The sequence below is a fragment of the Tropicibacter sp. Alg240-R139 genome (assembly GCF_900537075.1).
Lineage (GTDB): Bacteria > Pseudomonadota > Alphaproteobacteria > Rhodobacterales > Rhodobacteraceae > Falsiruegeria.
Map to the genome: position 1 here is coordinate 683687 of NZ_UNRA01000002.1, position 21377 is coordinate 705063.

Sequence of the window (21377 nt, forward strand, 5' to 3'; positions counted from 1 at the left end):
GAGTGCAGACGGACGCAAGCCCGATCACGTCAGTGTGACTCTTTTGTGGCCGCCTGAGTGATTGCCAGAAACCTGGCATCCAATTCTTGGGCAATCGCAGCCAATGCTTCGCCACCTTCGTCGCTGTACGAGGCCATGACATGAGACGGTAACTTGTAAGATAACGTCGCAGTGCCATCTGCGTTTTCCGTCACATAAAGGCGGATCGGCGCTTCGATCAGTGCTGCGGTCGAGGTTTCCAGTACCCGTACTGCAAAGTCATTGTTGAAGACACCAATCACCCGGTTGCCGGGGATGGTGATGCCCCGATTGGCGGCCGCTTTGGTGGGGCTTGCCTGCGTGACCACGATCAACCCATTGGATTTCACGGCGGACTTCACCGATTTGATCAGCGTCTCGAAGGTCTGCGTCGTGGGGTGAACGGCCCATCCATCACGGGGTTGCAGGTCGCCAGCCCAAGTTGGCAGGGCAAGTAGAATACTGAAAACCACAGCAAACCGAAACATAACTTCTCCTCTTTGTACCGACATCTTTGTGCCATCAAACATGGCGTCAGTGTGGTCACGATTGCGTGGCCCAAATTGTCGTCCTAAGGTCACCGTGAACATCAGCGGAGAGGCAAAGATGGCGGACATGAATGGGGCGGAAAGCCTGGTACGCACGCTCTTGGACGGCGGGGTCGAGGTCTGTTTTACCAATCCAGGCACATCCGAGATGCATTTTGTGGCCGCCCTTGACCATATTCCTGGGATGCGGTCGGTCCTGACCCTGTTCGAAGGCGTCGCGACTGGCGCTGCGGATGGGTATTATCGGATGGCGCGCAAACCGGCCTCGACCCTGCTGCATCTTGGCCCCGGGCTGGCAAATGGCATCTCCAACCTGCACAACGCCAAGAAGGCCGGATCGGGTGTGGTCAACATCGTTGGTGAACACGCGGCCTCTCATCTGGAATTGGACGCACCGCTGACAGCCGATATCGAAGGGTTGGCCCGGCCAGTGTCTCACTGGGTTCACAGTGCCAAATCAGCTGCGGATGTGGGGGCTGATGCCGCGCGGTCAGTGCAGGCTGCAAGCAGCGCTCCGGGACAGGTCGCGACGTTGATCCTGCCGTCTGACACGGCTTGGACACCTGGCGGGCGAGTGGCTGTTCCGTTGGCCGCTCCGGCCAGAGTGACACCTGCTGATAGAGACATCACGGCTGCAGCTGCTGCGCTGGACGGACCCGAGAGCCTGTTGCTGTTAGGCGGCGAAGCTCTGACGGCCGAAGCTCTGGAATTGGCCGGAAAGGTTTCGGTACAGACCGGTTGTGCGCTGTTGTCGGAATGGTCCAACGCGCGGATGGAGCGCGGGGCAGGTCGGGTGCCAGTTGCCCGTGTGCCCTATCCGATTGATCTGGCGGTCGAGGTTCTGGCGCCGTTCAAGCGCATTGTGGTGGTTGGCGCGAGAGCTCCTATCGGGTTCTTTGCCTATCCTGGGAAACCTGCGGTGCTCACCCGAGACGGTGCGGAAATCATAGAATTAGCTGATTGGGGCGCGGATTTGCGTGGCACGTTGGAGGGGATATGCGCGGCAGCGGGGGCTGAGGGGGCTGTGCCGGAATTGGCGACGCGCAACCCTACGACAGTTGTGACCGGACCACTGGAGCCTGACAGTATTGCGCAAGTTTTGGGGCAGAAGATTCCTGAGGGGGCCATTGTCGTAGATGAATCCATCACAACAGGGCGCGCCTTTCATCCCTTGACCAAAGGGTCTGCCCCCCACACATGGCTGAACAATTGCGGCGGCTCGATTGGGTATTCGCTGTCGTGTGCCATCGGGGCGGCGATTGCCTGTCCGAACCGCAAGGTATTGACGCTGACCGGGGACGGGTCTGCGCTTTACATGCCACAGGCGCTCTGGACTATGGCGCGTGAGGCATTGGACATCACTGCGGTGATCTGGGCCAACCACTCCTATAAGATCCTGCGTGGGGAACTGACCAATGTGGGCGTGCAAAATCCAGGACCACGGGCGATCGACATGCTGTCGCTGGACCGTCCCCGGATCGATTGGATCGCACAGGCACGCGCGATGGGGGTAGATGGCGTGCGGGTCGAAAGCGCCGAGGAGTTTTCGGATGCGCTGGAGGATGCTTTTGCCACACCGGGACCGCGTTTGATTGAGGTATCGATGTGAGCAAGGCAGCCGCTGCACACCGAATGACCCTGCGGCTGTGTATAACATGCAGCGGAGACCGTGATCGCGCGGCTGAGCGCGGGGCGATTGCGCAGGCGCTGCAAGAGGCCGGATTGCAGGATCGGGTGGTCTTATCGGATCACGAGTGTTTCAGTGCCTGCGCGCAACCGGTGACGATCAGCCTGCAGGGCGAGGGGATGGCCAGCTATGTCTTCGCTGGGCTGTCACTGGTCGAGGATGCGGGTGACGTTGCCGCCACGTGCCAGACCTACCTGAACTGCCGAGGTGGCTGGATCGAAGACGCCCGGTCCTGCGGACGACTGCGCCTGTGTCTGCGAGCACGGATACCGGCGATCTAACGGCTACGGAAATGCCACTGCGCTTGGGCGATCCGGTCGCTGGCCATCGAATTCAAGAAACAGGAGCTCCCGCACCCGAGCGATCCCGACTTCGTCGGCACCGCTAGCGGCTTTGGGCCGGGCACTGCGCGCAGCGCAGTGCCCGGCCCAACGGGAGGAGATGTTTCATCAGAAACATCGACGACGGGCGGGAGTGCCCCGGCCACAAAGTCGGCAATTGTCGAAGAGTTATTCGACGTGGATGACAGTTGTCGCCTCGACTGGCACTGTCTCTACCATCAGCGGGCTGTGGCTGTTGGCATTCAAGGAAACCTTGATCTCGACCTCACCTTTGGGCAGGTTCGTCAAGTGGTACCAGTTGCTATAGAGACGCCCCAGTTTGTCGCCATTGGCGTAAACATGGGCATGACCTTCACCCGGCAGATCTGCGCGCGATGCATTCTCGGGCGAAAAGATGAAATTCACGGGGGTGACTTTCAGGTTCCAGCCGGACATCGGATCTTTGAAGGCTTCGATGCTGACCGACGGTGCGTCGCTGCCTGCGGCAAAGTTGAGGGGGGGCGAATGATCATGAGCCATGGCTTCGGCTGTACCCTTACCATGATGTGCAGGATCGCCGTGATCATGGCCGTCAAAGGTGACGCCGTTACTTGCGGCAATGACAAAACCTGCGCCGCCACCAAACACAAGTCCGATGGCAAAAAGAGCAAGGGATCGGGACATATTCTATCCTTAGAAAGACAAAGAAAAACCCCACCGAGAAATTCTCGGCAGGGTCGTTTGACGCGTAGATCAGGCCGTCGCGTCGGCGCGGGCGCTTTCAGATTGCCAAAAATATCCGGCAAAGGAACCCAGCAAGGCCCAAGCGGCCATACCGACACCAAAGGCGCGGGCGGCGAACAGTGCACCAATCTCAGTCGGGACCGGACCACTGAAAGTCGCCGGTTCGGGTGCGCCGATCAGATGCGGTGCCATTAGCAGCATCGCAGCAACCACATAGCTGACGATGTTGCCACCAAAGGCGATCAGCCACATGGCAATGCCAGCCGCCGCCACGGTCGCGGTCCACCAGATCTGGCGCGCGCCCACGTCGGCCGCAGCCACGCCGGGCACCTCAGGTGCCAGCGACAGGCCCGGTGCAAAGTGGAATGCAACAAAACCCGCCAGACCCCACAGCAACCCGGTGCGGGCGTTGATCTCGTGCCCTTGGCCTTGGGCCACCGACATCAGAGCCACCATAACCAGCGCATAGCCTGTGTAGGTCAGCATGGTGAAGATGATGCTCAGGATATCCCGCATCGGCTCGGCGAACATGCCTGGCAGATCGGGATGTGCGCTGACGGCTTCTGCGCCGAAATGCACCAAATCACCGCCCTCATAGAGTTCGGCGTGCAGCAACACGGGTTGCACAAATACCAACTGCAGCAGGGCTGTAATCAACCCGGCTGCAGCGCCAGCGAACAACGCGCTGGTCAGAATACGACTGATCATGGTCTTAGTGGCAGGGGAAGCCGGTCGCGTGGCGCACATCGTGGGCCGCATCGTGCAGGCCCGACGCCTGAACGTGACCGGTCACGGTGATGATCCCCAGGCCCAGTACCACTGCAAAAATAGCGGGCAGGATGCTTGAACCGACGGCGGATGCCTTGAGCGTTTTGGTCGTCATATGTTGTCCTCCTTAGCCGTCGCACCCGACGGCAGGTATTACAGTTTCACGCTTGGCAGGTCTCCTGGCTCGCGGGTCGGTGCCTGTGTCCGCCTTCCCCAAGGGGCAATCCCCAAGAGTGGCTGTCTGAACAAAGGCTCACCGCTTACAGTCGCGGGGGCGGCTCTGGCCTTGATCGCTTGCGCAATCGCACCAAATTCCCTCTTAGCATCCGGATTGCTCCGGCAGGACCAAGTCCCTTCATGTAACCGTGAATCGGGTGGTGGCGCAATTATGATTTACGACACTTCTGCGCCGTTTCGGCGCTTTTGCAGCAAATAAATGTCCATGATCCAGCCATGCTCAGAGCGCGCGTTGGCGCGAGTGTCCAAAATCTCCGTCGCGACCTCCTGTAAGGAGCCAGATACGAGAATCTGTTCCTTCATGCCGACGTAGGCACCCCACCAAATGTGATAATCGCTCATCTCAAGGCACTGGAAAGAACACTCGCCGTCCAGCATCACAGCCACTTTGTCCACGCCCTTGGGCCATCCCTCGTCGCGAATGCGGCGTCCAGTTGTGACCACATATGGCGCGCCGATGTCGTTTATCGGGATCGCATGGGCCGCCGTCAGGGCCTGCAGGGCGGTGATACCGGGGAGCACGCGGATCGCCGGGTATGGGTTCAGTCGTGACGCGATTCTGAGAGAGCTGTCATAGAGCGACGGATCACCCCAGACCAACAATGCCACCTGCCTGGCTTGCGGGTGCGCCGAAATCGCCTCCTGCCAACGCAGGGCGATGGCGTCGTGCCAGTCGTCGACACCACGCAAATAGCCATCTTCAGTGCGGCGCTTGGGGATGTCGAAATAGGCGATTTCGGGGGGTGTATCAGTCACCTGTGCGATGATCTGTTCGCGCAGCCCGGCCAGATCTGCTTTGTTCTCACCCTTGCGTGGGATCAGGATCAGATCGGCTTCGCGGATCGCTTGAGCGCCTTGAAACGTCAGGTGATCGGGGTTGCCGGTGCCGATACCGATCAGGTTCAGCTCATACATCGTCCAACTCCGCCAGCGGGCCATACAAGATGAGCGCAGGTGCCGTTCCGATCTCGGTGCTCAGGCGTTCGGCCAGCTCTCCCATGGTTGTGCGGTGCAGGGCCTGTTCAGGTGTTGAAACCGCTTCGGCCAAAAGGGCAGGAGTGTCCAGTGGCAACCCATGTTCGTGCAGCGCCGTGACCAACAGCGGAAAAGTTCGCTTGCCCATGAACACAACAGTCGTCGCTTGATCGTCGGCCAGCGCGGGCAGGTTCAGGTCATCGGGCAGCTTGCCGCTGACATCATGACCCGTGACGAATTGCACGCGGCGGGCTGTCAGGCGGCGGGTCAGCGGGATACCGGCGGCGGCGGCGGCGGCCACGGCAGAAGGGATGCCTGGGATGATTTCGTATTTGATTCCAGTTTCGCGCAGCGCGACCAGCTCTTCTTCAAGCCGCCCGAACATGCCGCCATCACCGGATTTCAGACGCACCACATGGGCGCCGGTTTGGGCATAATCCACCAGTAGGCGGCTCACGTGGTCCTGTTTGGGTGACGGGCGCCCCGCGCGTTTGCCAACGCCCACAAGGTCGGCATCCTCACGCGCATGGCTCAGGATCGGTCCGCTGCTCAGGTCGTCAAACAGAACCGCATCGGCCTTGCCCATCCGATCCACGGCTTTGAGCGTCAACAGCTCAGGGTCGCCGGGGCCAGAGCCGATGAAAGAGACAAACCCGCTCATTTCGCGCCCTCAGCGATCAAGTGAAAGAAGGTGCCGGTGACATGACCCCGAACAGAGCCCGTCTGAGGCCCTTCGGCCCCTTCTGCGTCGAACACGCGCGCCAGTGGTGCGTCGGGCTGCTCCAGGATCGAGGAATAGTGAAACTCATGCCCGCGCAGCTCGGTACCGGTGGCAAAGCCGGGCATCGGCGCAACCAACTGCGCCTTGCGATAGCCCAGATTGAACTTGCGCTTTTCGTAGGATGTCACCAGGCCAAGCAAACCGGCCATCTGATGGCGCGTGCCCTCCTTGTCGACCAAGGCCTCTCCCAAGGCCATGTACCCACCGCATTCCCCGTGCACCGGCTTGCTTTCGGCGTGTTTGCGCAGGCCTGCGCGGAAGGTCTCTGCCGCGGCCAAAGTGCCCGCGTGCAATTCGGGATACCCCCCCGGTAGCCAGACCAGATCAGCGTCCGGGGCAGGGGCTTCATCAGCCAATGGCGAGAACGGCAGGATCTCGGCCCCGGCCTCGCGCCAGCCTTTCAGCAGATGCGGATAGGTAAAGGAAAACGCAGCATCTCGGGCCAGGGCAATCCGTTGCGCCGGGGGGCGCGGTAGTGCGGCCGACGATGGTCTATTCGGGCTTGAGGAAGCCGCCGCCCGAATAGCATCAAGATCCACATGTTCGCGCAAGAATGCGGCATATCCGGTGATCGCGGCCTCAAGGTCCGGATGCTCGACCGCCTGAATCAGACCCAGATGGCGCTCAGGCAGGGCCAGGTCTCCGCGCCGGGGCAGAACACCAAGAACCGGCAGGCCGGCACGTTCCATACCCAGACGGGTCAGCCGCTCGTGGCGGGGACTGGCGCAGCGGTTCAGGATCACGCCCGCAAAGGGTAGGTCGGGGTTGTACATGCGAAAGCCCAAGGCGGTGGCCGCTGCCGACTGCGCCTGGCCGCCGACATCCAGCACCAGCACCACGGGCCATCCCATGCGCAGGGCGGTTTCCGCGCTGGTGCCGTGGCCCACAGCGCCGGGTTTGGCAACACCGTCAAACAGGCCCATTGACCCTTCGGCAACTACAATGTCCGCACCTTGGGCCTGCATCGCGATAGCGCCCAGCAGATCCTCTCCCATCGCCCAGCTGTCCATGTTGAACGACGGGCGCTTGGCGGCGGCCAAGTGAAAGGCCGGGTCGATGTAGTCCGGTCCGCTTTTGAACGGCTGCACCGCCAGACCATCTTCGGTCAAGGCCCGCAAAAGGCCCAACATTACAGTGGTTTTTCCGGTTCCCGATGAGGGTGCGGAAATCAGAACGCCGGGCGGGTTTGTATGTATATCAGTCATCTCCATGACTCCAGTTCGACCAAGGGCTATCGGCAGTTTGCGGGCGATAGCGACGGTCGTAGTCGGTGGAATAGAGACAGCTTTCGTCGAACCCTTCGCCCCTCAGAACCAGCCCCACCAGGATCAGGGCGGTGCGCGAAATCTTTTCGTCCAGCGCATCTTTTAACGTCTCTAGCGTTGCGCGGATGATCTGCTCGTCCGGCCAGCTGGCGCGATAGACCACGGCTACGGGGCAATCTGCACCATAGTGCGGGGTCAGATCGGCAATCACCTTGTCCAGATTGCCGATCGACAGGTGGATCGCCAGTGTTGCGCCCGTCCGAGCAAAGTTTTCAAGGCTTTCCCCCTCGGGCATCGAAGAGGCACGCCCCGGTGTACGGGTCAGCACCACGGATTGTCCCAATCCGGGCAATGTCAGTTCGGTGCCCAAAGCGGCAGCGGCGGCGGCAAAGGACGGCACGCCGGGGGTCACGCTCACCGGGATACCTTCGGCTTTCAGGCGGCGGATCTGCTCGCCCATGGCGGACCAGACCGACAGGTCACCGGAATGAAGTCTTGCTACATCTTGGCCAGCATCATGAGCGGATTTTATCTTGGCCACGATTGTATCAAGGTCCATAGCCGCCGTGTTGATCACCTTGGCGTCGTCGGGGCAGTGGCTCAGGATTTCTTCGGGCACCAGCGATCCGGCATACAAGCACACAGGGCATGATGCGATGATGTCACGGCCCCGCAGGGTCAGCAGGTCGGCAGCGCCCGGTCCGGCGCCAATGAAATGAACGGTCATGAGGGTACTCCAATTGCGACCGCGCAGGTGGCCAGGCGGTCGGTCGAGATGTGTCGGGGTGCCAGCAGTCGCGCCCCAGATCCGGCGGCGGCCAAAGCGGCGGCCTCAGCCACGCTGCCAGTGCCATAGGTGGCGCGGCTACGCGGCGAGCAAGTAAGGGTGCGCTGGCCTGCCAGATCATCAGCAGGCAGCAGGTGCAAAGGCAGGTCGATTGACTTTACGAATTCGGTCAGGGCCGGGTGCCCGTCCTTGTCAGCCACGGTTGCGACCGCGGTCACGTCATGTCCAGCGCTGGCCAAATCATAGGCGGCGCGCAGGCTAAGGGCTGTGGCTTGCGAAGAAAATCCAAGACCGGCGACGATCATAGTGTCACACTCCACTGCACCACCGGATATGTCGATTTCCAGCCTCGGCGCGGTCCCAGTGGGGCCGATTGCGCCAGTTCGATCCGCAGCAGGCCGCCGCCCAGTTTTTCGTGCCATTGGGCGAGTACAGCCTCGCTTTCCAACGTCACGGCGTTGGCAACAAGGCGTGTGCCCGTGGCGAGGTTTTCATTTAACCACACGAGCAATCCGTCACTCAACCCGCCGCCGATGAACACCACGTCCGGTGCATCGAGACCTTCTAATACGGTCGGAGCTTTGCCATGAATCACATGTAGCCGGTCCTGCCCCAAGTCGTCGGCGTTGCGCCGAATGCGCTCGGCCCGGTCGGCGCGGGGCTCGATTGTAGTAGCGGTCAGGCTGGGATGGCTAATTAGCCATTCGATCCCGATGGAGCCAGTGCCGCCGCCGATGTCCCACAGGTGTTCGCCGTGCTGTGGTGCCAGGGCCGACAGCGTCAGGGCACGCACAGGGCGTTTGGTGATCTGCCCGTCGGTCTCAAAGATCGCATCGGGTTTGCCGCTGGCCTTGGGGATGGTCAGGCCACTGCCCGCCACATCAATTCCGACGCAGACCGGGTGCTGGATGTCATCGAACCGCAACTCGGATGCCTTGCTGGAAAGAAGGTGCTGACGGGGTCCACCAAGGGCCTCCATCACTTCGACAAGGCTCTCGCCAAATCCCAAAGCCGTCAGCCAATCCGCCAGCGCTAGCACTGCATCCCCATCGCGCAGGAGCACGATGGCGCGCAGACCAGGGGCCAGATGCGGGCGCAACCGGGTCAGCGGCGCGGCGTGCAGGCCGATCGTCAGGGTCTGTTCCAACGGCCAGGCCAGTTCTGCGGCCGCCAATGAAAATGTCGATGGGCCGGGGCGGGCGGTCCATTCGCCCGGAGCGATGTTGCGTGCGATGACCGAGCCTGCGCCGAACCAGAACGGATCGCCCGAGGCCAGAACCACCACTTGCCGACCGCGCAAGTCCAAAAGCTTGGCGAACCCATCCGCGTAAGGCACGGGCCATTCGATGCGGTCCTGGTGCCCTTCGGGGACCAGCGACAAATGCCGGGGCGGGGCCATGATGACTTCGGCCTTGTCCAGCACTTGACGGGTTGCGGGCGACAGGCCATCCAGTCCATCTTCGCCCAACCCGATGACGGTGAGCCACGGTTTTTCGAACGGAATGTCAGACATGTCCAACCTCCTTATTCTTGGCGGCACGACCGAGGCCAACGCTTTGGCCAAAGCTGTTGCAGAACAGGGGCTTAACGCGATCTATTCTTACGCGGGACGCGTCGGCAACCCGCGCCCGCAGCCGCTGCCGACCCGAGTCGGTGGCTTTGGCGGGGTCGAGGGGCTGGCGCGTTACATTCGCGATCATGGCGTGACTCATGTGATCGATGCCACGCACCCCTTTGCTGCGCAGATGAGCGGGAATGCGGCACACGCCTGCAGTCAAACGGGCACGCCTTTTGCAGCTCTGACCCGCCCGGACTGGGTGGAAGGGGACGCTGACGATTGGACCCGTGTCGCGGGTATCGAAAGTGCTGTCGAGGCTTTGAACGGTCCAGCCCAGCGCGTGTTCCTGGCGGTCGGGCGCATGCATCTGGAGGAGTTCGCGGCCCAACCCCAGCACCACTACCTGCTGCGTCTGGTGGATCAGCCGGACGGGGTGCCGATGCCCAATGCAGCAGTGGAGGTTTCGCGCGGGCCTTTCACCGTCGCAGGCGACATCGAACTGATGCGCCGTCATGGCACCGAACTGATCGTGTCCAAAAACGCTGGCGGCAGTGGTGCGCGCGCCAAGCTGGATGCGGCGCGCCAACTGGGGCTGCCGGTGCTGATGATCGACCGGCCCACAGTTCCCGAAAGAACCGAAATGGCAACGACCGCGCAGGTTTTGGACTGGCTGGCGCATACCGGGTTCTAGGCCCCGTCTTTGGCAATAAAGCGCGGGGTATAGACGATCGGCGCGCCGTCACGCTCGATGGTGCGGGTTTGCGACGAGCCCACGATTACCATTGTCTGCATGTCCGCCATCTCGGGCGTGGCGTCACCCAATGTGGACACCCGGATCGCTTCATCCGCGCGGGATACCGCGCGGGCAAAAATGATCAGTCGTTCGGGTTCACATTCCTCGCGCAGGATCTCTAGCGTGCGCTCGAACTTGCCGGGCCGGGATTTGGCGCGGGGGTTGTAGAACGCCATGGCGAAGTCAGCCTGAGCAGCAAGGCGCAGGCGGTTTTCGATGACCTCCCACGGTTTGAGGTTGTCGCTGAGGTTGATGGTGCAGAAATCATGCCCCAGCGGCGCACCAACACGGGCCGCCGCTGCCAGCATCGCGGTGATGCCGGGCAGCACTTGAACGTCCAGATTGCGCCAGTCGGCGGGGCCGTTGTCGACAGCCTCATAAACGGCCGAGGCCATTGCAAAGACGCCGGGATCGCCGGATGAAACAACGACCACACGCTTGCCGTCGCTTGCCATTTCAAGCGCGTGTTGCGAACGGTCGATCTCGACCCGGTTGTCGCTGGGATGCAAGGTCAGGCCCGGGCGTTCAGCCACGCGCGCCACGTAGGGGATGTAGCCCACGATGTCGGTGGCCTCGGCCAGGGCTGCGGTGACTTCGGGTGTCACCAAAGCCTCGTTTCCAGGGCCAAGGCCCGCGATTTTGACCCAGCCGGTCATGGTCTGCGGCCCTGTCCGTGCACGATGATGATCGAGAAATAGGGCGTCAACCCCTCGCAATTCTCGCTCAATTTGCAAACGCGTTGATTGGGCATCTGTGCGTATTCGACGATCCAGGCGCGGTCATAAAGGCCGGATGCCTTCAGCGCGCGGGTCACCTTGCCGATGTTGCGCCCGATCTTCATCACCACCAGCGCGTCGGTGTCCGACATGCGGCGGGTCAGTTCATCCTCGGACAGGGTGCCGACCAGTACAGTCAGTACATCGTCGCCCCATGTGATCGGGTCACCCGTCGCGGTCCAAGCACCGGACATGCCGGTGATGGCGGGCACGACCTCGACTGGGGCTCTGTCGCGCAGGCGGGAATAGAGGTGCATGAACGAGCCGTAGAAGAACGGGTCGCCTTCACACAGGACAACTACGTCTTCGCCCTGTTCTGACAGTTCCTTGAGGCGCTTGGTGCAGTCCTCGTAGAAGCTTGCCAGCATCTCATTATACCGCGGGTCCATCAGCGGGATTTCGGTCGTAACCGGGTATTCCATCGGAAACTCGATCACGCTCTCGGGCAGCAGACTATTCACGATGCCGCGTGCCTGACCCGATTTGCCAGCCTTACGGAAATAGGCCACATGGCGCGCATTGCGCAGCAAACGGTCCGAGCGGACGCTCATCAAGTCCGGGTTGCCGGGGCCCAGGCCCAGGCCATATATCGTGCCCTTATTCATTCCGCGCGGCTCGCGATGGCATTGATGGCGGCCACGGTGATGGCGCTGCCGCCCAGACGTCCTTTGACGATGACCGAAGGGACAGGCTGTGCCTCCCACAGGGCGTCCTTGGATTCAACCGCGCCGACAAAACCTACGGGGCAGCCGATGATAGCAGCGGGACGGGGGCAGTCGGGATCCTCTAACATGTTGAGCAGGTGGAACAGAGCGGTCGGCGCGTTGCCGATAGCCACGACCGAACCTTCAAGCTTGTCGCGCCACAGCTCCAGTGCTGCTGCGGAGCGGGTGTTGCTCATCCTTTCTGCCAGCGGGCGCACGCGCTCGTCATGCAGGGTACAGATCACCTCGTTGTCGGCGGGCAGGCGGAACCGGGTCACGCCTTCTGAGACCATGCGTGCATCGCAAAAGATCGGTGCGCCGTTTTCCATCGCGGTACGCGCCGCAGGGACAAAACCGGGCGAGAAGTGAACGAATTCTTCCAGACCAACCATGCCGGCGGCGTGGATCATGCGCACGGCGACCTGCTCTTCGTCGGCGTTAAAACGGGCCAGATCGGCCTCGGCCCGGATCGTCGCAAACGACTGCTTGTAGATGGCCGCGCCGTTGGTTTCATATTCATAAGGCATCAGGTCAGATCCATGCTCATCAGTGTTTCGGGTGTCAGCCCGCGCTGACAGGGCACATCCCCCGCGCGGCCGTGTTTTACAAGATCAAATCGCCCGTCGCAGCCGGTCAACGTGACATCAGCAGGCAATTGGCGGGCGCAGCCCTTGGCACAGCCCGAGACGTGCAGGCTGCCGGCGACCCGAGTTGCCAAGGCGCAAGCAACGCCGCGGGTTTCGACTTCGGCCTGTGGGCAAAAGGGGGCTCCGGGGCAGGCGTCTGTGGTCAGAAGCGGGTCGTTAGCAGCGAAGACAAAGGCGTCCGTGTGAACGGGCGTCCCATCTTCCAAGATGAACAATCGCCAAGGGGTGACGCGCAGAGCGGTTGCATTGGACGTTGCGATCGCGTCGCGCAGCGGTTGAACAGGCAAGGCACCAAAAGGCGCGCCAAAGGCAGTACCCACCGGGGTGCTACCCGGTTGCAGGTTTTCACCCGATGAAGTCGGGGCGGTGCCTTGCCAGATGTCCGGCACAGACGTTTCACGTATCAGTGTTGCCATGCGGCGCAACTCGGTCGTGTGAGTTTGCGCAAACCAATTGGCCAGTTCGATCAGGCGGTCGATCGCTTGGGCCTCTGTTACCTGGCGTCCCGTGGCGGCACCATCTGCGCGCAGGATCAAACCCTCTGACGCGAGTTCCAGCCGGATGTCGGCTGAATTCTGCGTCAGAACCGGCGCGTTTCCTGTATCAACAGCAAAGCCGAACTTGGCGGGCAATTCGGGGAGGTCCCCAAGCCGTTGGGTCAGCTCTTGCGTCAATCGGGCGGTCAAATCACCGTCTTGGTAGAGAGGAGAGATCAGGATGTTGCGCTTGCGCTCGATCCCAGGTTCGGCATCCAGCAGATTAAGCGCGGCCAGATCATCCAGCATCCGTTGGTGGTCGCCTTCATCCACACCGCGTACCTGCAGGTTGGCGCGGTTGGTCAGGTCGATGGTGCCGTTGCCGTAACGCTCGGCAACGTCGCACAGGCCCATGGCTTGCACTGCTGTCAGTCGCGCCATGCGGGGCCGCACGCGCACCACCAACCCGTCACCCGACATCATTGGCCGATGGGCGCTTGGACACCAGCCTCGGACCAGAGGGTCTGTCACAGCAGCCCCTCCATCTCGGCCCGCAGCGAGTTGCGACGGGTATCCCACAATCCGGCCTCGTAAAGCGCGCGGAACTTGTCGAGCATCGCTTGATGCGCCTGCGGATTGGCCTGTCGCAGGAAGGAATCGACGTCGGGGTTGCCCAGTGTGGCGTCATGGTAGAGGTCAAAAAGATGCGGCGCGACGGTGCCCGACAGATGCGCAAAGCTGGCCATGTGATCGAGCGTCGCTGCAATTTCGGCAGCGCCCCGGAAACCATGCCGTTTCATCCCGGCGATCCAGCCAGGGTTGGCAGCGCGGGCGTGGACGACGCGGCTGATTTCTTCGGGCAAGGTGCGGGCGCGTGGGTGTTCCGGGTTGGTGTTGTCCAGATGGTAGAGCTGCGCGGTGCCGCCGGTCACTTTCTTGGCGGCGGCAAAACCTGCCTCGTGCGTGGCATAATCATTGGCCAGTAACAGGTCGGTTTCGGTCAGGTCCTGCAGGTGAACAAAACTGTCGGCCTTGGCGACGCGGTCGGTGATACCGTCGAGGTCTTGGGCGATATGCTCGCCCTCCAGTGCGAAGGAACTGGCGTTGAGCCAGGCGTTTCCAGCGGCCTCGCGCGCCTCATCGGTGTAGGTCTCGCTGTGCTCGCCCATGCCCAGGCCATAGCTGCCAGGGGCGGGTCCAAAGACGCGCGCGGCAGGTTCCTGCCCGGCGTATGGGTTCCAATCGGGCGCCTCGTCTCGGGTGCAGAGCGCGCGTATAGCCTGCCCGTAAAGTGCTGACAGAGTTGGGAAAACATCGCGGAAAAGGCCCGAGACGCGCAATGTAACGTCCAACCGAGGGCGGTCCAGATCGGTAATCGGCAGTACTTCGATCCCTGATACCCGCTCGCTGCCCGCGTCCCAGATGGGTTTCACGCCCAGCAGATGCAGGGCCATGGCGAACTCCTCACCGGCCGTGCGCATGGTGGCAGAACCCCAGAGGTCGACGATCAAGCCGCGAGGGTAGTCACCTTCCTCTTGCAGATGCCTACGCACCAATTCTTCCGCAAGGTTCACACCTTGAGCATATGCCGCGCGGGTGGGCACTGAACGCGGGTCGGTGGTGTAAAGGTTGCGGCCTGTGGGCAGCACATCCGTCCGACCTCGATAGGGCGACCCAGAGGGGCCGGATTCGATCCGCTTGCCTGCGAGCGCGTCCAGCAGCCCCTGCCGTTCCGCATGGGCCGAAGCAGTGGGGTCGAAATTGCCGGTCACGCCTGGCACGCGGCCATAGATGTGCAGCCCGTCGCCGAACTGGCTCTCCTTGATGTCACAGACGAACCGGTCGATGCGGGTGATCGCCTCAGCTGAGTTGGTGGCACGATCCAGGCCCAGATCGTTTTCCAGCCCTATGGCCTGCGCCTCATCCCGGATGTCAGATTGCAACCGATCGCGGCGTTTCGGGTCCAGCCCGTCAGCGTTTGAGAATTCATCGAGTAATGCTTCGAGCCGTACCATCCGGTCCGGCGTGCCGCTTTCGCGCATCGCGGGTGGGATGTGGCCCAGAGTAACGGCACCGATGCGGCGCTTGGCCTGTGCAGCTTCGCCCGGGTCGTTGACGATAAAGGGATAGATGACGGGCAAGTTACCCACCAGCGCCTCGGGCCAGCAATCGTTTGACAGGGCCACGGATTTGCCGGGAAGCCACTCCAGCGTGCCATGCGCGCCGATGTGGATCAGGGCGTCGGCGTTTAACGCGTGGCGCAGCCAAAGGTAGAAGGCGACGTAAGAGTGACGCGGGGTGCGGCCAAGGTCGTGGTAGTCATCGTCGCGCACCTCTGGAGTGCCACGTTCCGGTTGCAACGCTATAATCGCCTTGCCGCGTTTGAGGGCTGTGAAATGGAATGCATCTTGTGAAAATGTCGCATCACTTTCTGGATCACCCCATGCGTCTTGCAAATTTTGGCGTAACTCGGGCGAAACCGTGGCGAGAGCTTGACGGTACTCTTTGACCGGCCACGAAATCGTCGCATTTTGCAAATCTACGGCAATGGGCGTCTCAATTGCGGTGGCGTAGCCTTGGGATTGCAGGTCCGACAATATGCCCTCAGCCGAAGCCAAAGCGTCCAGACCCACCGCATGGGCCATCTGCCAGCCTTTGCCGGGGTAGGTCGAGAGCACCATGACCGGCACCTGCTCGGCTTTGGGTTTGGCAGTCAGGTTAAGCCAACCGCTGACCCGGTCAACGACCGCCTCAATCCGATCCGGGTCGGGGCGGTGGGTGAAGCGGGAGTATTCGAGATCGGGGTCTTTCTTGCCCGGTTCCTTGAAGGACACAACGCCGGTGTTGATGCGCCCATCGACCTCGGGCAGCACCACATGCATGGCGAGGTCGGCAGGCGAGAGGCCTCGCTCGGCCTCGGCCCAGGCCTTGCGGCGCGAGGTCGACAGAGCGACCTGAAATACCGGTACGTCTGCGGCATCGAGCGGGGAGGTGCCCGAGGCTCCGCGACCTGAGAAAGACGTCGCGTTAATGATCGCAGAAGGGGACAGTGTTTGCATCTGTTCACGCAGCCGGTCCGCTGCTCTTGGTGCTTTCAGCGACGGCGCAAACAGTCCGACAGCATCATAGCCACGTTTGCGCAGCGATGTGATCAGGGCTGCGACGGGAGCCGTGTCTGCTGCGGTCAGATAAGCCCGGTAAAAGGTGACCAGAACGCGGGGTTTGTCACCGTCAAACGCGACCTCAGGCGCGATCACACCGCTATCCGGGCACCACGCCCCGAATTCAGGTAGGGATTTGGAACCCATCACGGGACCTGCATAGAGCCCGGTTGCCAGCGCCATTTGTGCCAGTGCCGCTTGGGCAGCTACTTCGCCGCCGGTGTCACACAGATGCGCCAGACGCCGCAGGGTCGAGACGGGCAGGGTGGAATAGTCATCCAGCCGCGTGTCTTCGCGCCCGTCTGCCGGCAAGACCGCGAGCGCCAGCCCTTTGGCCTGCGCTAAGGCGAGCACCTGTTGCAGACCATAGGCCCAATACGGCACGCCGCCGATCAGGCGGATCAGGATGCCCTTGGCCCCTTCAAGGGTCTGCTCCACGTAGGTGTCGACAGACAGGGGATGCTTCAGCGCCGCGAGATTCGCCAACCGCAGGGATGGCATGCGTCCTTCGGGACCGCTACCGCGATGCCAACCCGCCGCAAAAGCGCCCAGGTCACTGTCCGAGAACGACAGCACAACCAGTTCCCCGGGCGTCTGACCCAGATCCATCGGTGTATCGGCCTCATCCAGACCGTGGCTTTCGCGAAAGACGACATGCATTGGCGGTCTTGGTCCTTATTCTGCCGGTTCGGTCTGACCGGCGAGGATGTCGCGGATGCGCGCCTCTTGGATGTCGTCATGCTCAGCAATGACAACGACGCGGCCCAGACGGTTCTCTTCCGCCTTCCAGGGGCGGTCGAACTGGTGACGCACGCGGGCACCCACGGCCTGCACCAGCAGACGCATCGGTTTGCCCACAACTGCAGCGTAACCTTTGACACGCAGAATGTTCAGCTCATTGGCGAGACGCTCGATCCGGTCCACTAGCTCTTGCGGGTCGGTCAGTTCGGGCAGTTCAACCACGATGCTTTCAAAGTCGTCATGCTCGTGATCGTGGTGGCCATCGTGATGGCTGGGGCGGGCTTCCATGTCATCCTCTGCGGCTGCTTCCAGACCCAGAACAACGCGAACGTCCACGGCGCCTTCGGCCACCTCAACCACCGGCAGCGGGCGCGGGGCCTCGGCTGCGATGATCTCTTTGGCCTTGGCGATGCCGGCAGCGCCTGCCAGATCCGGCTTGGTCAGCAGAATGATGTCCGCGCAAGAGATCTGATCTTCGAACACTTCGGACAGGGGCGTTTCGTGGTCGATACTGTCGTCGGCCAGGCGCTGGGCGTCTACGGCTTCGACGTTCGGTGCAAAGCGACCAGCGGCGACAGCTTCGGCATCGGCCAGCGCGATCACGCCGTCGACGGTGATTTTCGAACGAATATCGGGCCAGTCAAATGCTTTCAGAAGCGGCTTTGGCAGCGCCAGACCAGAGGTTTCGATCAGAATATGCTCGGGGCGCGGTTCCAGCGCCATCAGCGCCTCGATGGTCGGGATGAAGTCATCGGCCACGGTGCAGCAGATGCAGCCGTTGGCCAGCTCCATGATGTTCTCGGCGGGGCAATCGGGGATCGCGCAGGACTTCAGGATTTCACCATCCACGCCCACATCGCCAAACTCGTTGACAATAACAGCCAGACGCTTGCCCTGCGGGTTCTGCATCAGGTGGCGCACTAGCGTAGTTTTACCTGAACCAAGGAAGCCGGTGATGACAGTGACGGGAAGTTTTTCAAGGGTCGACATGGGGTCAGGCTCCGATCGGGGGAATGCGCGCGGCGCAGTTTTTGCGGAAATGGACGGGACGCTCGCGCCAGGGGACAATCCCGTCAGCGGTGGCGTGGTATTTGGTGGCGCCTTCGACGATCACGTCGACGTCGTCGGCCTCGTTCAGGTTTTCATAGACAAAGGTCCAGCGCGACGGTCCGCCGCGCAACACGACCGAGCAACCCTGATCGCAATTGGACAGGCATTCGACGGCCTTCAACTGGACGCCTTCGGGTAGCTCTGCCTCTTCTAGCGCCTTGTGCAACAAGGTGCCGGGTCGCTGCGCGTCATCTTCGATGGGCAGGCCACGTCGGCATGTTGTGCAGACCAGCAGCTCAACTGGTGCAAAATCACTCATCTCTCTCATCCCCCCTTGGGTTTTGGGGGACGGGGTATGCGCGGGCCATGGTCAGACACATGGGCCGTCACCGGAACACCCCGTCCGGTCTGGTCTTCGGGCGTTGGCAGGTCTCCCGGCTTGCGGATGTCAGATGGTGGGCCATCTGTCGGGCGTCCCGCCTTCCCGGCCTGATTGGCCAGTGGCTTGGGCACCCTCTCCGGTCACGGTCGCGGGGGCGGCTGTGTTTGATCGGGCTGAACCCGAATGACACATTCCCTTTTCATCTGTTTGCACAGACACCAACGCAAGCGACATGGGGCATGCAGGCAGGCCTTGTCAAGCTTGCGGCAGGTGTCTGATCAGTATGTCAGAGAAAAGCGACCGGATGCGGTCAGCCAGCGGCATGCAAGTCCGTTCGGTCGCGTAGCCAGGCCATGAACAACTGGGCCGAGGTCGTCTGCGTTGCCGGTTCGTCTGAGTGAATCAGGTAATGCGATTGCGCAAACGGAATCGCAGGACCCGCGATTTGCAACGGAGCCCCTTGGGCGATGGCATTGCAGGCAAAGCGGCTGAGGATCGTAGCAAATCCCGCGCCACCCATGACCAGTTGCAGGGCGGCGACGGTGGTGTCCACGGAATGGCGGGGTGGTTCTTGGGCCGGGGGAAGGCCCTGCGCCTCGAAATATCGGGCCCAGTTGTCCTCGTACCCAAGGATGTGGATCAGGGGGCCGGATTGAAGCGCGTCAAGGTTGGGTTTTGGGGCATCGACGCGGCAGACGGGGACAATTGTTTCATCACACAGCTTCTCGGCTCTTAGGCCGGGCCAATCACCGTAACCAAGGCGGATTTCCACATCGACGTCATCCACTTTGGTGCTGTCGGCCCAGATGTTGGACACCAGACGCACGGGAATATCAGGGTAAAGGTCGCCAAACGCGGGCAATTCTGCAGCGAGCCAGTAAGTAGCGGTCGAAATAGCGGAGCGAATGGTCAGGGTCTGGCGACGGTCTCCGCCAAACAGCGCATTTGTGCTGAGCGAGATGTCCGAAAGCGCCCTGCGCACGGTTAGCGCATAGGATTGACCCAGTTCCGTCAGCTCCAACCGACGCGCAGCACGGGTGAATAGCTTTACACCCAGATCGCCTTCGAGCGAGCGGATGTGCAGCGAAACAGCGGTTTGAGTGAGCCCCAGCTCTCGCCCCGTTTCGGTGAAATTTAGGTGCCGTGCTGCGGCCTCGAAAGAACGCAACCAGATCGGGTTGGGAAGGCGGTTCATTTATCACCAAAAAAATTTGCACATTTGTTGTATTATTATTCGTTTCTCTTGGCACATGTCACGCGGAATACTCTGCCTCAGAATCGTATACGCGGGCATGCCGCCCGCCTTGGAGGATACATCATGAAAGTTGGCTTCATCGGTCTTGGCAATGTGGGCGGCAAGCTCTCGGGCTCGCTTTTGCGCAATGGCATCGACCTGACGGTGCATGACCTGAATTCGGCGCTGGTCGATGATTTTGTTGCGCGCGGTGCTGCACGGGGTGAAAGCCCGGCGCAACTGATGCGCGATTGCGATGCGGTGATCACCTGCCTGCCATCGCCCTCCGCCTCCGATGCGGTGATGCAAGAGATGTTGCCGGAAGTGAGCGAAGGCAAAATCTGGATGGAGATGTCGACCACGGACGAGGCCGAAGCCAAGCGCCTAGGGGTCATGGTGATCGAACGCGGCGGGGCGGCAGTGGATTGCCCGGTGTCCGGCGGGTGTCACCGCGCCGATACCGGCAACATTTCGATCTTTGCGGGCTGTGATCGCGAGACGTTCGAACGTATTCTGCCATTCCTGACCACGATGGGTCGTCGCGTTCTGCACACGGGCGAGTTGGGCTCGGCCTCGATCCTGAAGGTTGTCACCAACTATCTGGCGACCGCGAACCTAGTCACTTGCTGCGAGGCGCTGGTGACGGCCAAGGCGGCCGGCATGGATTTGAACACGACTTATGAAGCGATGAAAATCAGCTCGGGCACGTCGTTTGTGCATGAAACCGAAAGCCAGGTGATTCTGAACGGGTCACGCGACATTTCCTTCACCATGGATCTGGTGAAAAAGGACGCGGGCCTGTTCCACGAGGTTGCCAAGCGCAATAACGTGCCATTGGAAGTCGCGCCGATGTTGGTCGACATCTTTGATGACGGCATTGCACGTTTTGGCGAGCGCGAGCTGTCGCCCAACATCATCAAGCGGTTGGAACAGGCCACCGGCCTGGATATTCTGGCCCCCGGCTTCCCGCCAGAGATGACGGATGATGAGCCGGAAGAAGCCGGCTATGAGGTGATCCCTCAAGGCAAGGGACAGCAAGCAGCAGAGTAACCCCGCTTAATCCAGCACAGCAATTGCGTTTTCGAACTGAGAGTGCCGAACCTGAGTGTTCGGCACTCTGCTATCCGTCTCGACCTGGTTCGTCCGGATTGCTTGAAAACAAGGCGATCTTGTTGCCTTGGGGATCGCGTAGGTAGCTTACGAAAAACTGGGGGCCATAGGCGTCGCGAAATCCCGGCTGCCCCTCATCATGGCCCCCTGCCGCGAGGGCTGCGGCGTGCAGATCACGAACCTGACGTTGGTTTTGGGCCTCAAAAGCCACCATCACCCCGTTCCCGGTTGAGGCTGGCCCGCCGTCATAGGGAGTTTTGACGTAGAAATCTGGCGAAACCGGGCGTTGGCCGAGTGCGACCGGCAGGGCGTAGCTCAGGTCGCCGTGATACCACTCCAGCTCATACCCAAGGGCCGGCAGAAAGGCAGAGTAGAAGCGCTCAGCGCGAGGCATGTCGTTGGCGCCAATGGTCACGTATGCAATCATTCTCTTCGGTTTCCTTTGAGATGTTACGCGATTCTACCGCATTTTATTGAAACCACACACCAAGAGGAGTACTGGAAGCGTCGCGGGTTATTGCTGGATGCGTCATCGCTAACCATTGATAAATACTGACAAAGCAATAGCCTCCTCTCAGTTTCAATCAAGACCAAGTGTTCATCCCGGTGTTTTGT

23 protein-coding genes and 2 riboswitches are annotated in these 21377 nt (G+C 61.3%); of the genes, 4 read left to right on the forward strand and 19 right to left on the reverse strand.

Annotated elements, in window-relative coordinates:
* Window positions 1–29: 29 nt before the first annotated feature.
* Complete coding sequence (locus tag G6R15_RS10880) at window positions 30–506, reverse strand: DUF302 domain-containing protein (protein WP_205520507.1); 477 nt, start codon at window positions 504–506, stop codon at window positions 30–32.
* Window positions 507–624: 118 nt separating this feature from the next.
* Here G6R15_RS10880 and G6R15_RS10885 point away from each other — a divergent pair, with 118 nt between their 5' ends.
* Window positions 625–2175, forward strand: coding sequence for an acetolactate synthase large subunit (locus G6R15_RS10885; protein ID WP_164659875.1), 1551 nt, complete (start codon window positions 625–627; stop codon window positions 2173–2175).
* A complete protein-coding gene (locus tag G6R15_RS10890; protein WP_240336732.1) occupies window positions 2172–2534 on the forward strand; it encodes a DUF1636 family protein in 363 nt (120 codons plus the stop codon). Before G6R15_RS10885 ends, G6R15_RS10890 begins: the two co-directional genes overlap by 4 nt.
* A 228-nt stretch (window positions 2535–2762) precedes the next feature.
* Here G6R15_RS10890 and G6R15_RS10895 read toward each other — a convergent pair whose 3' ends face one another.
* The 9 genes from G6R15_RS10895 to cbiE form a co-directional block, all read right to left on the reverse strand.
* Complete coding sequence (locus G6R15_RS10895) at window positions 2763–3257, reverse strand: hypothetical protein (protein WP_164659876.1); 495 nt, start codon at window positions 3255–3257, stop codon at window positions 2763–2765.
* A gap of 69 nt (window positions 3258–3326) precedes the next feature.
* Window positions 3327–4025: a CbtA family protein gene (locus tag G6R15_RS10900; RefSeq protein ID WP_164659877.1), complete on the reverse strand. Its 699-nt coding sequence runs from the start codon at window positions 4023–4025 to the stop codon at window positions 3327–3329.
* Window positions 4026–4029: 4 nt separating this feature from the next.
* The gene (locus G6R15_RS10905; protein WP_164659878.1) at window positions 4030–4200 is read right to left on the reverse strand and encodes a CbtB domain-containing protein; all 171 of its coding nucleotides are present in this window, start codon (window positions 4198–4200) and stop codon (window positions 4030–4032) included.
* 36 nt (window positions 4201–4236) lie between these two features.
* Window positions 4237–4450: riboswitch (cobalamin riboswitch) on the reverse strand.
* 28 nt (window positions 4451–4478) lie between these two features.
* Entirely contained in the window at window positions 4479–5237 is a 759-nt protein-coding gene (gene cobF / locus G6R15_RS10910; RefSeq protein WP_164659879.1) for a precorrin-6A synthase (deacetylating), read from the reverse strand.
* Window positions 5230–5958, reverse strand: coding sequence for a uroporphyrinogen-III C-methyltransferase (gene cobA, locus G6R15_RS10915; protein ID WP_164659880.1), 729 nt, complete (start codon window positions 5956–5958; stop codon window positions 5230–5232). Before cobA ends, cobF begins: the two co-directional genes overlap by 8 nt.
* Window positions 5955–7283, reverse strand: coding sequence for a cobyrinate a,c-diamide synthase (locus G6R15_RS10920; protein ID WP_164659881.1), 1329 nt, complete (start codon window positions 7281–7283; stop codon window positions 5955–5957). Before G6R15_RS10920 ends, cobA begins: the two co-directional genes overlap by 4 nt.
* A complete protein-coding gene (gene cobM / locus G6R15_RS10925; RefSeq protein ID WP_164659882.1) occupies window positions 7276–8070 on the reverse strand; it encodes a precorrin-4 C(11)-methyltransferase in 795 nt (264 codons plus the stop codon). Before cobM ends, G6R15_RS10920 begins: the two co-directional genes overlap by 8 nt.
* Entirely contained in the window at window positions 8067–8435 is a 369-nt protein-coding gene (locus tag G6R15_RS10930) for a cobalamin biosynthesis protein (protein WP_164659883.1), read from the reverse strand. Before G6R15_RS10930 ends, cobM begins: the two co-directional genes overlap by 4 nt.
* Window positions 8432–9643: a precorrin-6y C5,15-methyltransferase (decarboxylating) subunit CbiE gene (gene cbiE / locus G6R15_RS10935; RefSeq protein ID WP_164659884.1), complete on the reverse strand. Its 1212-nt coding sequence runs from the start codon at window positions 9641–9643 to the stop codon at window positions 8432–8434. Before cbiE ends, G6R15_RS10930 begins: the two co-directional genes overlap by 4 nt.
* On the opposite strand from cbiE, the gene G6R15_RS10940 reads away from it, so the two are divergent.
* On the forward strand, window positions 9642–10379 hold the full coding sequence (locus G6R15_RS10940) for a cobalt-precorrin-6A reductase (RefSeq protein ID WP_164659885.1): 738 nt from the start codon (window positions 9642–9644) through the stop codon (window positions 10377–10379). The two genes, cbiE and G6R15_RS10940, sit on opposite strands and share 2 nt — an antisense overlap.
* On the opposite strand, the gene cobJ is transcribed toward G6R15_RS10940, so the two are convergent.
* From cobJ to G6R15_RS10980, 8 genes are all read right to left on the reverse strand, one after another.
* Window positions 10376–11137 carry a precorrin-3B C(17)-methyltransferase gene (gene cobJ / locus G6R15_RS10945; RefSeq protein WP_164659886.1) on the reverse strand — a complete coding sequence of 254 codons (762 nt, stop codon included), beginning with the start codon at window positions 11135–11137 and terminating at the stop codon, window positions 10376–10378. The two genes, G6R15_RS10940 and cobJ, sit on opposite strands and share 4 nt — an antisense overlap.
* A complete protein-coding gene (locus G6R15_RS10950) occupies window positions 11134–11862 on the reverse strand; it encodes a precorrin-2 C(20)-methyltransferase (RefSeq protein ID WP_164659887.1) in 729 nt (242 codons plus the stop codon). The genes cobJ and G6R15_RS10950 overlap by 4 nt, the downstream gene beginning before the upstream one ends.
* A complete protein-coding gene (locus tag G6R15_RS10955; RefSeq protein WP_164659888.1) occupies window positions 11859–12488 on the reverse strand; it encodes a precorrin-8X methylmutase in 630 nt (209 codons plus the stop codon). The genes G6R15_RS10950 and G6R15_RS10955 overlap by 4 nt, the downstream gene beginning before the upstream one ends.
* The gene (locus G6R15_RS10960; RefSeq protein WP_240336733.1) at window positions 12488–13615 is read right to left on the reverse strand and encodes a cobalamin biosynthesis protein CobG; all 1128 of its coding nucleotides are present in this window, start codon (window positions 13613–13615) and stop codon (window positions 12488–12490) included. Before G6R15_RS10960 ends, G6R15_RS10955 begins: the two co-directional genes overlap by 1 nt.
* Entirely contained in the window at window positions 13612–16905 is a 3294-nt protein-coding gene (gene cobN / locus G6R15_RS10965; protein ID WP_164659889.1) for a cobaltochelatase subunit CobN, read from the reverse strand. Before cobN ends, G6R15_RS10960 begins: the two co-directional genes overlap by 4 nt.
* A 15-nt stretch (window positions 16906–16920) precedes the next feature.
* The gene (gene cobW, locus G6R15_RS10970) at window positions 16921–17976 is read right to left on the reverse strand and encodes a cobalamin biosynthesis protein CobW (RefSeq protein ID WP_164659890.1); all 1056 of its coding nucleotides are present in this window, start codon (window positions 17974–17976) and stop codon (window positions 16921–16923) included.
* A gap of 4 nt (window positions 17977–17980) precedes the next feature.
* The gene (locus tag G6R15_RS10975; RefSeq protein WP_164659891.1) at window positions 17981–18355 is read right to left on the reverse strand and encodes a DUF1636 domain-containing protein; all 375 of its coding nucleotides are present in this window, start codon (window positions 18353–18355) and stop codon (window positions 17981–17983) included.
* A gap of 87 nt (window positions 18356–18442) precedes the next feature.
* A riboswitch (cobalamin riboswitch) is annotated at window positions 18443–18656 on the reverse strand.
* 72 nt (window positions 18657–18728) lie between these two features.
* A complete protein-coding gene (locus tag G6R15_RS10980) occupies window positions 18729–19613 on the reverse strand; it encodes a LysR substrate-binding domain-containing protein (RefSeq protein WP_164659892.1) in 885 nt (294 codons plus the stop codon).
* 123 nt (window positions 19614–19736) lie between these two features.
* Between G6R15_RS10980 and G6R15_RS10985 the strand changes: the two genes are divergently transcribed.
* Window positions 19737–20702 (forward strand): NAD(P)-dependent oxidoreductase, encoded by a 966-nt coding sequence (locus tag G6R15_RS10985; RefSeq protein WP_164659893.1) that lies wholly within the window; start codon window positions 19737–19739, stop codon window positions 20700–20702.
* 70 nt (window positions 20703–20772) lie between these two features.
* On the opposite strand, the gene G6R15_RS10990 is transcribed toward G6R15_RS10985, so the two are convergent.
* The gene (locus G6R15_RS10990; protein ID WP_164659894.1) at window positions 20773–21189 is read right to left on the reverse strand and encodes a VOC family protein; all 417 of its coding nucleotides are present in this window, start codon (window positions 21187–21189) and stop codon (window positions 20773–20775) included.
* Between the last annotated feature and the right edge of the window lie 188 nt (window positions 21190–21377).